Origin of the sequence: Pantoea sp. PNA 14-12, assembly GCF_004364735.1 — a bacterium.
Classification (GTDB): Bacteria; Pseudomonadota; Gammaproteobacteria; order Enterobacterales; family Enterobacteriaceae; genus Pantoea; species Pantoea stewartii.
This window is the reverse complement of record NZ_SOAJ01000006.1, coordinates 206,983-222,345: the sequence shown is the minus strand read 5'-3', so window position 1 is coordinate 222,345 and position 15,363 is coordinate 206,983. Positions and strand designations below refer to the sequence as shown.

The window sequence follows — 15,363 nt, the reverse complement described above, 5'->3', positions numbered from 1 at the left end:
AGAAGTTTTTCTCCGGCGAAAACTCCGGGGAGTTTTCTGCTGAACACCGCGTTACGTAAGCCGTTGTGCCGTGTCAGTGGAGGCGCATTATAGGGCGTTCTTTCTGGGTGACAAGCATTAATTATAAAAAAATGACTGAGCGATTCATTTTTAAACGAACGGGGTAAAAAGCGACACATCCTGCGTAAATAACGCACGGAAATCACCACATATCGGTTGAAAGAGGCGTATTGTGCATTTCTGCCAATGCTATTCTTTTTTATATTCTTTGCCGAAGACATTACGAAGGACGCTCAATGATTAAATCCGCGCGCAGTATGGCCGGTCTGCCATGGATTGCCGCTATGGCCTTCTTTATGCAGTCACTGGATGCCACGATACTCAATACCGCGCTGCCCGCGATCGCTACCAGCCTTGAACGTTCCCCGCTAGCCATGCAGTCCGCCGTTATCAGCTACACCTTAACTGTTGCCATGCTTATTCCGGTTAGTGGATGGCTTGCAGACCGCTTTGGCACACGCAAGATCTTTATTATTGCCGTTTCGCTGTTTACGCTGGGTTCACTTGCCTGTGCCTTATCGCCCTCCTTATCAATACTGGTCACATCGCGCGTTATTCAGGGCGTGGGTGGCGCGATGATGATGCCCGTCGCGCGGCTGGCCCTTCTGCGTGCCTATCCCCGTAGTGAACTCTTACCTATTCTCAACTTTGTCACCATGCCGGGATTAGTCGGACCGATACTGGGGCCGTTGCTGGGGGGAATCATGGTGACCTATGCCACCTGGCACTGGATCTTCCTGATAAACATTCCGATAGGTCTGCTCGGCATCGTCTATGCACGTAAATTCATGCCTGACTTCACGACACCAAAGCGCCGCTTCGACTTTCTGGGATTTTTATTGTTCGGCATTGGATTAGTGATGATATCTACCGGCATAGAGCTGTTTGGTGAGCGTATTGTCTCACCCTGGCTTGCGGCAGGCGTTCTGACTGGCGGCGTTGTCTTGTTGCTCCTCTATATAGCCCATGCCCGGCGTCATCCCTCGCCGTTAATCAATCTGCCCATGTTTAAGACACGCACATTCTCGGTAGGCATCATTGGTAACATCGCTTCGCGGCTGGGCACTGGCTGCGTGCCGTTTTTGATGCCGCTGATGCTTCAGGTAGGATTTGGCTATTCTGCGATTCTGGCTGGCTGCATGATGGCCCCCACAGCCATTGGCTCCATTCTGGCTAAACAAAGCGTGACGCAATTACTGCGCTGGTTTGGCTATCGCCGCCTGTTAGTCAGTATTACGATGATCATTGGCGTGATGATCGCCAGCTTCTCGCTGCAGTCACCTTCTGAGGATATTGCGTTCTTATTAATTCCACTCTTTCTGTTAGGTATGGCGATGTCCACCCAGTTTACGGCAATGAACACCATTACCCTGGCTGATTTGGATGACGACAATGCCAGTGGCGGCAACAGTGTACTCGCGGTGACACAGCAGCTCGCGATCAGCTTTGGGGTGGCCGTGAGTGCAGCTGTCCTGCGCTTTTATCAGGAATTTGATAGCACGACAGTAGAACAGTTCCATTCTACCTTCCTGACGATGGGCATCGTCACCGTCCTGTCAGCGCTGACGTTTACGATGCTGCGCAATGGCGACGGACGCAACCTGATTAAAAATCGCAATAAAAAGAAGAAAGCTTAAACCGATCCCCGCGGAACCAGTTCCGGCGTCAGTACCAGCGTCTGCTGGCTGACGTCGGGATTACTCAGACGATAAATCAACGTATCAATAGCCAGTTCACCCAGCTCATCTTTCGGTTGATGAATGGTGCTCAGCGGCGGCGACATATAGCGCGCCAGTTCCACGTCATCATATCCCATCACCGCCATATCCTGCGGAATCTGCAAGCCGGCCTGATGTAGTGCATGGTAAACCCCAACCGCCATCGCGTCGTTGCTGGTAAAAACGGCATGCGGTGGGGTATCCAGCGCCAACAGTTCGAACATGGCGTTATAACCGCCCGCAAACTCAAAGTCACCGCTCACGACATAGTCTGGCGGGACCTCCAGACCGTTTTTCTGCATTGCCTGATGAAAACCTTCAAGGCGCATGCGCGCCGGGGTTTTATCAAGCGGCCCGGAAATACAGGCGATTCGCGAATATCCGCTGTCAATCAGATGCTGTGTCGCCAGTTCACCCCCCAACAGCGCGTTATCCTGAATGATATCGCCCCGCCCTTCGAAAGGCGCCCAGTCCATCATCACCATAGGAATAGAAGGATAACGATTCAGGATTTCCGCCGACGGTAAATGGCTTTCCGTGCACATAATCAGCAAACCATCGACCCGCTTTTGCAGCAAGGTTTCCAGGCTACGATTCATACGGTCTTCGTCCCCGGCGGTATTGCACAGAATCAGGCTGTATCCACGCTCATAACAGCTGTCTTCAACACCACGTACCACTTCGGCATAAAAGGGGTTACTGCTGGCGGTCAGTAGCATGCCGATCGTATGGGTTTGGTTAAGCTTGAGGCTACGAGCCAGTGCCGACGGCGCATAGTTCAGATCGCGAATCGCCTGTTCGATTTTTTCACGCACCCCATCGCTCACAAAACGATTCTTGTTGATGACGTGTGAAACCGTTGAGGTGGAGACGCCCGCCAGCCGGGCGACATCTTTCATCGTAGCCAAGCGCTTAACCCTGTTGCTGTAAAAAGTCGTCGATCTCGGCACGCCAGGGTACAGAGGGCTGTGCTCCCGAACGGGTTACCGCAATTGCCGCAGCAGCGTGCGCAAAGCGAACGGCATCCAGCATGGCCTTGCCTTCAAGACGTGCTGTGATAAACGCGCCGTTAAACGTATCACCCGCCGCAATCGTATCTACGGCTTTCACGTCAAAGCCCGCAACACGTTGCCCCTGGCCCTTTTCACTCAGCCAGACGCCACGGCGTCCCAGGGTGATCAAGACAGTGGGGATGCCTTTATTATGTAACGCAGCCGCCGCACGCGCAGCGTCCTCATCATTTCTGACGGCGATTCCTGTCAGGATTTCAGCCTCAGTCTCGTTTGGCGTAATCACGTCAACCAGCGCTAACAGACTGTCCGGCAGAGCCGTTGCTGGCGCAGGATTCAAAATGACCTGCGTCTGATGCTGCCGGGCAAGGGTTGCCGCCGCTACCACGCTGTCCAGTGGCGATTCAAGCTGCATCAGTAATGCGTCAGCCCCGGCGATAACCTGCTGGTGACGCGCGACGTAGGCTGGCGTTAACGCGGCATTAGCACCGGAATAGATGCCTATATTATTTTCGCCTTCACCATTGACGAAGATCATCGCAACGCCCGTCGATTCACCCTCAATGACCTCTACCGGCTGGGTATCAATCTTATCCTGCGCGAGTTGCTGACAGACACGTTCACCAATGTCATCGGCACCGACACAAGCAATAAAGGCAATATCCGCGCCCGCACGGCCGGCCGCAACCGCCTGATTGGCGCCTTTACCACCAAACGCAATCTGATATTTCTGCCCGATCACCGTTTCGCCGGGGCGGGGAAAGTGTGCCAGATTAAGGATATGGTCAGCATTGATGCTGCCGAGAACGGCCAGTTTTGCGTGTTTGCTCATTGGGAGAGTCCGAAATAAGTGCGCCACCGATGGGTGGCGCAGTGCCCTGCTTTTCTTTGATTTATTTAGTAACCAGTTTCAAATCAACTGGATAAACTGCCTGCACTTTTTCGCCTTTCAGCACTTTATCAGCAGTCTGAACGCCGATCATGCCAATTTTCTCTGGCATCTGAGCAACGGTCGCCGCCAGCTTACCGCCTTCAACGGCTTTCACACCATCTGGCGTGCCGTCAAAGCCCACCACCAGCACATCGGTCTTGCCAGCAGTCTGCAGTGCACGCAGGGCACCCAGTGCCATTTCGTCGTTCTGGGCAAATACCGCCTGCACATCTGGATGCGCCTGCAACAGGTTCTGCATCACGTTCAGGCCTTTAGTACGGTCAAAGTCAGCAGGCTGGCTGGCCAGAACCTTGAACTTGTGTGCATCAACGGCTTTCTGGAAGCCTTCGCCACGTTCACGGGCTGCAGAAGTTCCCGCGATCCCTTCTAATTCGATGATTTTCGCGCCATCACCCAGTTTACGGGCAATAAAGTCACCTGCCATTTTTCCGCCGAAGCGGTTATCAGATGCAACATGGCTTACCACGGTACCCTGAGCCGCCACGCGATCCAGCGTGATAACAGGGATTTTTGCCTGGTTAGCCAGCTTGATGGCATTGCCTACAGAGTCAGAATCGGTTGGGTTGATCAGCAGTGCTTTGGTGCCGCGAACCGTCAGATCCTGCACGTTAGCCAGTTCTTTCGCAGGGTTGTTCTGTGAATCCAGCACGACCAGGTTGTAACCCAGTTTGTCCGCTTCTTTTTGCGCGCCGTCTTTCAGGGACACAAAGAACGGGTTATTCAGCGTAGAGATAACAAGGGCAATGGTATCTTTCGCCATTGCGCTGGCGCTGAGGGTTGCGCCAAGAATGACAGCGAGTGCAGTTAACTTTTTCATCATTTTATCCTGTATAAGAGTCTGAGTTATTTGCTGCTTTTATTATCCACCAGCACCGCCAGCAGAATAACGACTGCTTTGACGATCATCTGGTAGTAGGAAGATACACCCATCAGATTTAATCCATTGTTTAAAAAGCCAAGGATTAATGCGCCAATTAAGGTGCCAACGACGCGGCCTTTACCGCCTGCCAGACTCGTTCCGCCCAGCACGACAGCCGCGATAGCGTCCAGTTCATAGCCTGTACCCGCTGTTGGCTGGGCAGAAGACAGACGCGCCACTTCAATCGATCCCGCCAGCGCGGCCAGCATGCCAGACAGTGAGTAAACAATAACTTTCACACGGTTAACGTTGATGCCGGAGAGACGCGTGGCCGCCTCATTACCGCCCAACGCATAAATATAGCGACCCAGGCGCGTGTGATGCAGCATGTACCAGGCGGCGACAAACACCAGCGCCATCAGCCAGACCGGGGTTGGAATACCCAGCGGACGACCAATACCAATCCAGCCAAACAGATCGGCATTATCGTTAAAACCGGTATTGACCGGACTGCCGTTGGTATAAACCATGGTGACGCCGCGCAGCAGTAACATCATGACCAGCGTAGCGATAAACGCCTGCACCTTGCCCCGCGCCACGATGGTTCCCGTGACCGCACCAATCGCCGCGCCCAGCACCAGGGAGGCTGCAACGGCAACAAAGGCATTCACCTCCATGCCTACCAGCGAGGCGGCCACCGCGCCCGTCAGCGCCAGCAGCGAGCCGACGGAAAGATCGATGCCGGACGTTAAAATGACCAGGGTCATTCCCACAGCCATGATGGCATTGACCGATGTCTGCTGAAGAATGTTGAACAGGTTGGCCACAGTAAAGAAATTCGGGCTCTGGCTCGCCACCACAGCAATCAACACAATCAGCGCAATCAGCGATTTTTGCTCAAGTAGCCAGGCTTTGCTGAACCAGCGACGGTTAGATGGAACGGTTTGGGTGGTCATACAACTAAATCCTCACTGTGTTGCTTACCGACGGCTGCTGCCATCAGGCTTTCCTGGGTAGCTTCTTCACGGCTAAATTCGCCGCTTAAACGGCCTTCATGCATCACGACAATGCGGTCACTCATGCCCAGCACCTCTGGCATTTCTGACGACACCAGGATGATGCTCAGCCCTTCAGCTTTGAACTGATTAATCAGCTGATAGATCTCTTTTTTGGCCCCGACGTCCACGCCGCGCGTCGGTTCGTCAAGAATCAACACGTTAGGGCGCGTCATCAATCCACGGGCTATCGCCACCTTCTGCTGATTCCCGCCCGATAACAGGCCAATCGGCTGCTCCATCGACGGCGTTTTCACGTTAAATAAGCGAATGAAATCTTTTACAGCGAGCTGCTCTTCCGCATGGCGCAGTCTGCCAGCCGGGTGACTGAAATAGCGTAAGGCGGTAAGCGACATGTTTTCTTTGACTGACATGCCTAACACCAGGCCATCGCGCTTGCGATCTTCGGAGATATAAACGATGCCGTTAGCCAGGCCATCCTGAGGAGAACGGATCACGACTTCACGTCCACTCAGCCAGACCTGCCCCCCGGTACGGGGCAAGGCACCATACAAAATTTTCATTAACTCTGTCCGGCCTGCGCCCATCAGGCCCGATACGCCGAGAATTTCGCCTTTACGTAAGGTAAAGCTGACGTCATCAACGCCAGGGCCGCTGAGGTTCTGAACCTTAAGACGAATTTCGCCGGGCGCCTCATCCAGATGGGGATACTGATCTTCTAATTTGCGTCCCACCATCATTTCGATCAGGCTCTCTTCGCTCATCTCGGCGACCGGACGCTCTGCAATAAATTGCCCGTCACGGAAGACCGTCACGTCATCACAAATCTCAAAAATTTCTTTCATGCGATGAGAGATATAAACGATGCCGCATCCTTGCGCCTTCAGTTCATTGATCACCCGGAACAAGGACAATGTTTCGGTATCCGTCAGCGCATCCGTGGGCTCATCCATAATGATGACTTTCGATTCAAAGCTCAGAACCTTGGCAATTTCGACCATTTGTTGATCGCCGATGGATAAATCGCCCACCAGCTTGTGACTGCTAAAACGCAGATTCAGGCGTTTCAGGAGCGCATCCGCCTCGGCATACATCCGCTTCCAGTTAATGCGACCAAAACCATTAACGAATTCACGCCCAAGAAAGATGTTTTCTGCCACAGTCAACTGCGGGATCAGGTTGAGCTCCTGATGGATAATGCCGATACCGGCTTCCTGCGAGGCTTTCGGTCCACTGAAGGTGGTTTCTTCGCCCAGCCACTGCAGTGATCCGGCATCACGGGTATAAATCCCGGTCAGCACCTTCATCATGGTGGACTTGCCGGCGCCATTCTCACCGACTAATGCCATAACGCGTCCTGCCCAGACGGACAGCGACGCGCCATTTAATGCTTTCACGCCCGGAAACGCTTTTTCGATGCCTTTGAGCTGCAGTAACGGTTGCATAACGGCCTCAGAAGGTCACACCGGCACTCAGGATGACATTCGCATACGGAGAGCACTCTCCGCTGCGAATGACCGCCTGGCTACGTTGTGTTTGTTGTTTAAACTGTTCATGACTGATGTAGCGGATGGTAATGCGATTTCCCTGGTGCTGTTGCAATGCGTCGAGCACGGCGATCAGTTCGCTATGGAGCTGCGGATTGTGTTGCTTAATTTCTTCCGCGATAAAGGCGCTTTCCACCTGCATCTCATGCGTTACCGCTTCCACCACCTGCATGAAGCCTGGCGTACCCGGTATCAGTGCCAGATCGATACGCTGCGTTTCTGCCGGAATGGGCAACCCCGCATCAGCGATCGTCAACGTATCTGTATGGCCCAGGCGGGCGATAACGTAAGAAAGTTCAGCGTTTAACAGGCGACCTTTTTTCATTTTTCCACTCCAGAGCGAAACGTTTCGCTTTCTGGAGTGTATAAAAAGAAGGTTACAATTCAACCACTGGAGAAGAAATTTGTGATCGCTATCGAAACGTTTCGATACTGCCGGAGGGAATTTGAGTTAGGGACTGTTCTGAAAGGAAAACCGGACCGTCAATACGGTCCGGTCACGGGAGATTAAGGAAGCTTCTTAACCTGTTTCACATCCAGTTCAATGCTGTTGAAATCTTTATCCAGTTCACCTGTCAGCTCAACCCGATCTTTCGGCGAAACCGTGACGCCATTCCAGCGCTTATGGTCGATCTCGACCGTCATTGTGCCGCTTTCATCACGGAACAGATAATCTTCGTTACCCGTTTGTTTTTCAAGCTGACCCCTTACGGTAATCCAGCTGTCATCTTTCATCGCTTCAGCCTGCTTCACCGTCACGACGCTGGTGTGATCGGCGTGAAAACCACCCTGCTGCGTGTGTGCTGCCGGTGCAGGCGCATTCGGGTCAACAAAACCGCCTTGTTGTGCCGCCAGTACAGGCGCAGACGCTAACATTGTTACAGCGATAAGTGCAGCATACTTTTTCATTTCGTCACCTCTTGTCTGTGAATCCGTTCTTTCAGTGAGAGCAGTAAACCACACAGTTCTTAACAGGATCTTAAGGGGAAAATATCCTCTTTTTTTAGCCAGACTCGCTGTACAACCGCCATTTCGCTTCGTATAAATCGCTTATCAAAAGGGAGATACGATGCGCATTTTACTGATTGAGGACGATCGCCTGATCGGCGACGGCATTAAGGCTGGACTCAGCAAGCTGGGGTTTAGCGTCGACTGGTTTGTCTCAGGCGAGGCCGGATTTCAGGCTCTGAATGCCGCCCCGTGGGATGCGGTTGTGCTTGATTTGTCCCTGCCGGAGCGTGACGGGCTGGACATTCTGCGTCAGTGGCGTCAGCAGGGCTACGATGTCCCGGTACTCATTCTGACGGCGCGCGATGCACTCGACCAACGGGTTGAAGGATTACAGATGGGCGCGGACGATTATCTGTGCAAACCCTTTGCGCTGACCGAAGTCGCCGCGCGTTTACAGGCACTGATTCGACGACGCCACGGGCAACTGCAACCCGAACTGCGTCACGGCGATGTCGTATTGATCCCCGGTAACCTCAGCGTGGTACAAAACGGGGCCAGCGTTGAACTAAAAAGCCGCGAGATGGCGCTGCTGGAACTGTTTATGCGTAACCCGGGGCGCGTGCTGACGCGCAGCCAGTTAGAAGAAAAACTTTACACCTGGGATACCGAGGTTTCGAGTAATGCGGTTGAGGTGCATATTCATCATCTGCGCAGGAAATTAGGCCAACGCTTTATTCGCACGATCCACGGCGTGGGCTATACGCTGGGGGAAAGCGAATGCGAACGATGAGCTTATTCCTGCGTCTGGGCATTGGACTGATGTTGATACTCGGCATCTGCTGGGGAGCGGCCACGCTGAGCGCTCGCTACCAGACGCGCGAAACGATCAATGAGCTGTTTGATACGCAGCAACTGTTACTTGCAAAGCGCCTGCTGACGCTGAATTTCACCTCAGTGAACGAAACCTCGCTTCCCAGGAGTAAAAAAATACTGCCCCATAACCGGGGCGAACAGGATGATGATGCGCTGGCCTTTGCCGTCTTTACGCGTGATGGAAAACCGGTCCTCAACGATGGCGATAACGGCAAAGATCTTCTCTTTAATGCCGATCATCAGGGCTTTCTGAATGGTCAGCTCAGGGATGATGACGATCCCTGGCGGTTAGTCTGGCTGACCACGCCCGATCAACGCTACCGCGTAGTGGTGGGTCAGGAATGGGAATACCGGGATGACATGGCCAACGATATCGTGAAGACCAGCACGCTGCCCTGGCTGATTTCACTCCCCTTTATGCTGCTGATGTTAACGGGCCTGGTCTGGTATGAACTCCGCCCGCTAAAAAAGCTCAGCCAGCAACTGGCTCAACGCGCACCTGATGATGATGCGCCTTTACAGGCTGACCGCGTGCCGAAAGAGGTGCGCCCGGTCATTGACGCGCTGAATGGGCTGTTTGGTCGAATTCATACGATGGTGCAGCGGGAACGCCGCTTCACGTCCGATGCGGCGCACGAATTACGCAGTCCGCTGGCGGCCCTGCAGGTACAAAGCGAGGTCATCCAACTGGCCGCCGATGACGAGGCAATGCGCACGCATGCACTTCAGCAGTTGGATGCGGGCATTGTCCGGGCGACACGTCTGGTGGATCAGTTACTGACGCTGTCGCGTATTGAAGCAGAGGATGCCCGTAACGCGTTCCAGCCCGTAATGCTGAAAAAAGTGGCGCAGGAAACCCTGGCCTCACAGCTGCCGCTGGCAGAGAAAAGTGATATCCGGTTGCGCTTCAATGCTGAAGCCGATCCGGTCATTTCGGGACATCCCTTGCTGCTGTCTTTGCTGATAAGGAATCTGCTTGATAACGCCATTCGTTATACACCGCCAGGCAGCAACGTGGATCTGATTCTTCAGTCTGGAAGATTGCGAGTGGAAGATAACGGCAACCGTTTATCACCCGACGCGCTACAACGACTGGGTGAGCGTTTCTGGCGTCCGCCAGGGCAGGAGAAAAGCGGCAGTGGATTAGGTTTATCCATTGTGCGCAATATTGCCCAGTTACATGGCATGACGCTGCACTTCAGTCAGCTTCCGGAAGGCGGGCTGTGCGTCAGCCTGAGCTGGTAAAAAAAGCGCCTGACAGGCAGGCGCACGCTGTTAAATCTCGACCTGGGTACCCAGTTCAATCACCCGGTTGGGCGGAATCTCAAACTGATCGGGCGCACGTAGCGCATTGCGCTGTAGCGTCATGAACAGCTTGCCGCGCAGTCGCAGATACCATGGCCGTTTGCCGATAATCAGCGACTCATGAGACATAAAGAATGAGGTCTCCATCATGCGGCAGTTCAGTCCCTCCAGCCCACAACGATGGAAAATCTCCTCTACGTTTGGCGTTTCACGCCAGCCGTAACTGGCTACCACACGCCAGAAGGTCGGCGACAACTGTTCGATAGTCACGCGTCTGACGTTATGCACATAGGGCGCGTCTTCTGTGCGCAGTGTTAATAACACCACGCGTTCGTGCAGCACCTTATTGTGCTTAAGGTTATGCAGCATGGCAAAAGGGATCACATTTAGTGCGCGTGACATATAAACCGCCGTTCCGGGCACGCGCACAGGCGGCGATTTTTCCAGAGAAGCAATCATTGCCTCCAGAGAGTTGCCGTGTTCATGCATACGACGCAGCAAACGGAAGCGTTCACTCTTCCATGTCGTCATCACGATAAACATCATCAATGCCAGAGTCAGCGGCAGCCAGCCACCGGAGAAAATCTTGATCAGGTTGGCCGAGAACAGGGATACGTCAATGCACAGCATGGCAATCAAAATCAGTCCAACCAGATAGCGATTCCAGTGCCAGTTCATTATCGCGACGGTCGCGCAAAGCACAGAGGTCAGCACCATTGTGCCCGTGACCGCAATCCCGTACGCCGCAGCAAGATTACTCGAATGCTCAAAACCAATAATCACAATCACCACAGAGAAATAGAGCAGCCAGTTAATGATTGGGATATAGATCTGGCCTGACTCTTTTTCTGAGGTATGAACAATGCGCATGGGCGGCAGATAGCCGAGACGCACGGCCTGTCGGGTTAACGAGAATACGCCGGAAATAACCGCCTGCGAGGCGATGACGGTGGCTAACGTTGCCAGAATCAACATGGGGACAAGCGCCCAGTCGGGTGCCAGCAGGAAAAACGGGTTTTTGATCGCTTCCGGGTGTTTCAGCAACAGCGCACCCTGACCAAAATAGTTGAGCACCAGCGACGGCAGCACCACCACAAACCACGCCAGACGAATAGGAAACTTACCGAAGTGCCCCATGTCTGCATACAGCGCTTCAACGCCCGTAATCGCCAGCACAACGGCGCCAAGCGCAAAGAAGGACACCGATTTATATTCCACAAAGAAGTGCAGCGCCCAGTAAGGATTCAGCGCCTGGAGTACCTCAGGATTGTTGGCAATGCTTCGTGCGCCCAGTATTGCCAGCACGATAAACCACAGCAGCATGACCGGCGCAAACAGTTTACCGACAATCCCTGTACCGTGTTTCTGGATAATAAACAGCAGCGTAAGCACGGTGATTGCCAGCGGAACAATATAGCTGTCCAGGTTGGGCGCGGCGATTTCCAGCCCTTCAATCGCTGACAGGACGGAGACGGCTGGCGTAATCACCACTTCGCCATAGAAGAAGCTGCCGCCAATCAGTCCCATAATTACCAGCGTTGCCGTTATGCGCCCGCCCGTATGTCGGCCCGCCAACGACATCAGCGTCAGAATACCGCCTTCTCCGGCATTATCAGCACGCATAACGTAGCTGATGTATTTCAACGAGACCACCAGCACCAGCAGCCAGAAAATCAGCGAAAGAAAGCCAAAGACGGCATCCCGTTCAACGCCAAAACCAAACTGTCCCGAAAGACATTCGCGTAAGGTATAAAGCGGGCTGGTACCGATATCGCCATAGACGACCCCAATAGCCGCCAGCGTTAATCCGCCTAGTGAGTGCTTATTATCAGAGCTCATAAAATGATCTTTTGTTAGATTCTGAGAGGCGCTCAAGCCATCAAAAAGCGCACAGTATGCACGTATTCACGAAAATTTATACTCCGCCGTCAGGGTTACAGGCGGTCATCCCCTGATTTCTTGCGTTCTTATTAACATTAAAAGCCGCGCTATCGAACCTTATGAAACAAAAAAGCTGACATCGATTAACGCTTTCGCGCATCATACCCTATAGAGTATTGCGTTCGCTAAAACGCTGCGGCTCGACGATCGTAAGGACATAGATGTGATTATGGCTCAACCCCATCTTTTGGCAGAAAGAATTTCTCGGCTCAGCAATGCGTTAGAAAAAGGTTTGTATGAGCGACATCATGCCATTCGCCTTTGCCTGCTGGCCGCACTTAGCGGCGAAAGCGTTTTTTTACTTGGCCCGCCAGGTATTGCAAAAAGCCTGATTGCCCGCCGACTGAAATGCGCCTTTCAACATGCCCGTGCCTTTGAATATTTGATGACCCGCTTCTCCACACCGGAAGAAGTCTTTGGTCCCCTTTCCATCCAGGCATTGAAAGATGAAGGCCGCTATCAGAGGCTGACCAAAGGTTATTTACCGGACGCTGAAATCGTTTTTCTGGATGAGATCTGGAAAGCCGGCCCGGCCATCCTGAATACGCTGCTCACCGCCATCAACGAACGCCGCTTTCGCAATGGCGATAGCGAAGAAAAAATTCCGATGCGCCTGCTGGTCACCGCCTCGAATGAGTTACCGGAAGCCGACAGCGGACTGGAAGCCCTGTATGACCGTATGTTGATCCGCCTGTGGCTGGACAACGTGCATGAAAAACAAAACTTCCGCAGCATGCTGACCCACCAGCAGGATGAAAATGACAATCCGGTAGCCGAGTCGCTGCGCATCAGTGACGAAGAATATGTGCAATGGCAGCAAGGCATCAGTCAGGTTGCGTTGCCGGATAATGTCTTTGAACTGATTTACCAGCTACGTCAGCACCTGGAGAAGCTACCAGAGGCACCCTACATTTCCGATCGCCGCTGGAAAAAAGCCATTCACCTGTTGCAGGCCAGCGCTTTTTACAGTGGCCGCAATGCGATAGCGCCCCTCGATCTGATCCTGCTTAAGGACTGCCTGTGGCACGACGTCGCATCGATGAAAATTCTGGACAGTGAAATCGATCAGTTGATGACGCAGCACGCCTGGCAACAGCAAACGATCCTGCTGAAACTCCAGCAGCTCAAAGCGCGTCGGCTGGCGTTGCAACAGCAGCAAAGCGTCGCTGCTGCAATTACGCTGGAAAAACACAGCGGTATGTTTAGCCGTAAACCCCATTACGATTTGCCCGAAAGCTTTACCGAGGCACAGTTAACCCTGATGTTGCAGAAACCCCTTGTGCTGCACGACATGCAGGTGACGCATTTGGTGATCGAGCGCGAAGCGCTGGATCACTGGCTGCAAAAAGGTGGTGATGTGCGCGGTAAATTAAATGGCATCGGTTTTGCGCAGACGCTGGATTTGCTGGTGGATGCGCAGCACTGCCTGGCGATACGCGACGTCAGTTTGCAAACCGCCAGGCTGACATTGCCGGGTGCCAGCAGCGCCGATGCCTTGCCGCAGGAAATCAGCGACGCGCTGGATGAACTTGACGGCCAGTTGCGTCAACAGCGTCACCTTTTCAGCCAGCAGCAACGTTGCCTGTTTATCAGCGATGACTGGCTGGCACGCGTCGAAACCAGCCTGCAGGATGTGGCGGAACAGCTCAAACAGGCGCGTAAATGATCTCACTGGAGACGCTGAGTACATTGCTGTCAATCGGCGAAACGGACCTGATTGAAGAGCTTATTCTGGCCTTACTCGCGTCTCCACAGCTGGCGCTTTTCTTTGAAAAATTCCCCGGTATGAAGAAGGCGCTGCTACGTGACGTCCCTCGCTGGAAAGCCGAGATTGACGCCGAACTCAAAGCCACGCCCGTTCCCGACATGCTGGCGGAAGAATTTCAGCTGTTTCAGCGTATTCAGTTACTCAGCGATCGTGAATTTAGCCAGCAGCTTGATGAAACGCTTGCTCACCTCGAACGCCTGACATCCCCTTTCTTAGAGGAAGCTCGACGGCTGCTGCTGCATAACGATCCCGGTAATCTCAGCACCGCACAACATACCTTATTCCTGCAACGCTGGCGGCTCAGCCTCACACTGCAAACGCTCACGCTGAATGAACAACTCCTTGAGCAGCAGCGTGAACGTCTGATGGCAGAGTTGCAGCAACGTATGGCACTGAGCGGGCAGCTGGCGCCGGTACTGGCGGATGATGACGAAGCCGCAGCCGGACGCTTGTGGGATATGGGCAAAGCCCCGCTCCAGCACGGCGATTACCAGTTGATGCTGCAATATGGGGATTTTCTTGCGCAGCAGCCTGAATTAATGAAGCTGGCTCAGCAACTGGGCCGCAGCCGGGAAGCAAAGTCGGTGCCTTCACAGGATGCCCCGCTGGAAACATTCCATCATCTGGTACGCGAACCGGATGCCGTGCCGGAAGAAGTCAGCGGCATTCATCAGAGCGATGATGTGCTGCGTTTATTACCGCCTGAGCTTGCGGCATTAAGCGTCAGTGAACTGGAACTTGAGTTTTACCGCCGCCTGGTAGAGAAGCGATTACTTACTTACAAACTTCAGGGTGACGCCTGGCACGAAAAGATCACTCAGCGTCCGGTCAGCCACCAGCAGCATGAAGAACAGCCACGTGGCCCCTTTATCGTTTGTGTCGATACGTCCGGCTCGATGGGCGGTTTCAATGAGCGATGTGCAAAAGCCTTTTGCCTGGCCCTTCTCAAGATTGCGCTGGCCGATCGGCGGCGCTGTTACATCATGTTATTCGCGCATGACGTAATTGGTTACGAATTAACGGGCGATGACGGACTGGAGCAGGCCATTCGTTTTCTCAGCCAGCGTTTTCGCGGTGGCACCGACCTGGCAGCCTGCCTTTCCGCCGTCATTGCCCGCATGGAAGGGCCGCAATGGCAGGATGCGGATGCCGTCATCGTGTCTGATTTTATCGCGCAACGCCTGCCAGATGAGGTTGTGCGCAGCGTTAAACATCGCCAGCAACAGCAGCAGCAACGCTTTCACGCTGTCGCCATGTCTGCGCACGGAAAACCCGGCATCATGCGTATCTTTGACCATATCTGGCGTTTTGATACCGGCATAAAAAGCCGTTTATTGCGTCACTGGCGCCGTTAAGCCCTACG

At 53.5% G+C, this 15,363-nt stretch carries 13 protein-coding genes; 5 read left to right on the top strand and 8 right to left on the bottom strand.

The features are described from left to right. The first annotated feature begins 236 nt into the window (after positions 1–236). Positions 237–1,697, top strand: coding sequence for a multidrug transporter subunit MdtD (mdtD, locus tag C7434_RS19545; protein ID WP_332460711.1), 1,461 nt, complete (start codon positions 237–239; stop codon positions 1,695–1,697). On the opposite strand, the gene rbsR is transcribed toward mdtD, so the two are convergent. The 7 genes from rbsR to C7434_RS19510 all read right to left on the bottom strand — a co-directional run bounded on the left by rbsR (position 1,694) and on the right by C7434_RS19510 (position 8,071). Next, positions 1,694–2,677 carry a ribose operon transcriptional repressor RbsR gene (gene rbsR / locus C7434_RS19540; protein ID WP_033737206.1) on the bottom strand — a complete coding sequence of 328 codons (984 nt, stop codon included), beginning with the start codon at positions 2,675–2,677 and terminating at the stop codon, positions 1,694–1,696. The two genes, mdtD and rbsR, sit on opposite strands and share 4 nt — an antisense overlap. A 13-nt stretch (positions 2,678–2,690) precedes the next feature. After that, on the bottom strand, positions 2,691–3,620 hold the full coding sequence (rbsK, locus tag C7434_RS19535; protein ID WP_006121181.1) for a ribokinase: 930 nt from the start codon (positions 3,618–3,620) through the stop codon (positions 2,691–2,693). A 61-nt stretch (positions 3,621–3,681) separates the two neighbouring features. Then, the gene (gene rbsB / locus C7434_RS19530) at positions 3,682–4,557 is read right to left on the bottom strand and encodes a ribose ABC transporter substrate-binding protein RbsB (protein WP_033737208.1); all 876 of its coding nucleotides are present in this window, start codon (positions 4,555–4,557) and stop codon (positions 3,682–3,684) included. Positions 4,558–4,583: 26 nt separating this feature from the next. Further along, a complete protein-coding gene (gene rbsC / locus C7434_RS19525) occupies positions 4,584–5,555 on the bottom strand; it encodes a ribose ABC transporter permease (RefSeq protein ID WP_006121183.1) in 972 nt (323 codons plus the stop codon). Continuing rightward, entirely contained in the window at positions 5,552–7,060 is a 1,509-nt protein-coding gene (gene rbsA / locus C7434_RS19520) for a ribose ABC transporter ATP-binding protein RbsA (protein WP_033737209.1), read from the bottom strand. Before rbsA ends, rbsC begins: the two co-directional genes overlap by 4 nt. A 7-nt stretch (positions 7,061–7,067) precedes the next feature. Further along, positions 7,068–7,487, bottom strand: coding sequence for a D-ribose pyranase (gene rbsD / locus C7434_RS19515; protein ID WP_006121185.1), 420 nt, complete (start codon positions 7,485–7,487; stop codon positions 7,068–7,070). A gap of 182 nt (positions 7,488–7,669) precedes the next feature. Further along, positions 7,670–8,071, bottom strand: coding sequence for a YgiW/YdeI family stress tolerance OB fold protein (locus C7434_RS19510; RefSeq protein WP_033737210.1), 402 nt, complete (start codon positions 8,069–8,071; stop codon positions 7,670–7,672). 160 nt (positions 8,072–8,231) lie between these two features. Here C7434_RS19510 and qseB point away from each other — a divergent pair, with 160 nt between their 5' ends. Together qseB and qseC are read left to right on the top strand one after the other, a co-directional pair. Continuing rightward, positions 8,232–8,903: a quorum sensing response regulator transcription factor QseB gene (gene qseB / locus C7434_RS19505; protein ID WP_033737211.1), complete on the top strand. Its 672-nt coding sequence runs from the start codon at positions 8,232–8,234 to the stop codon at positions 8,901–8,903. Further along, a complete protein-coding gene (gene qseC, locus C7434_RS19500) occupies positions 8,891–10,231 on the top strand; it encodes a quorum sensing histidine kinase QseC (protein ID WP_133745826.1) in 1,341 nt (446 codons plus the stop codon). Before qseB ends, qseC begins: the two co-directional genes overlap by 13 nt. 30 nt (positions 10,232–10,261) lie before the next feature. On the opposite strand, the gene kup is transcribed toward qseC, so the two are convergent. Next, entirely contained in the window at positions 10,262–12,130 is a 1,869-nt protein-coding gene (gene kup, locus C7434_RS19495) for a low affinity potassium transporter Kup (RefSeq protein WP_006121188.1), read from the bottom strand. Between the two features lie 271 nt (positions 12,131–12,401). Here kup and ravA point away from each other — a divergent pair, with 271 nt between their 5' ends. Beyond that, complete coding sequence (ravA, locus tag C7434_RS19490) at positions 12,402–13,898, top strand: ATPase RavA (RefSeq protein ID WP_033737396.1); 1,497 nt, start codon at positions 12,402–12,404, stop codon at positions 13,896–13,898. Continuing rightward, positions 13,895–15,355 carry an ATPase RavA stimulator ViaA gene (gene viaA / locus C7434_RS19485; protein ID WP_033737214.1) on the top strand — a complete coding sequence of 487 codons (1,461 nt, stop codon included), beginning with the start codon at positions 13,895–13,897 and terminating at the stop codon, positions 15,353–15,355. Before ravA ends, viaA begins: the two co-directional genes overlap by 4 nt. Positions 15,356–15,363: the final 8 nt, after the last annotated feature.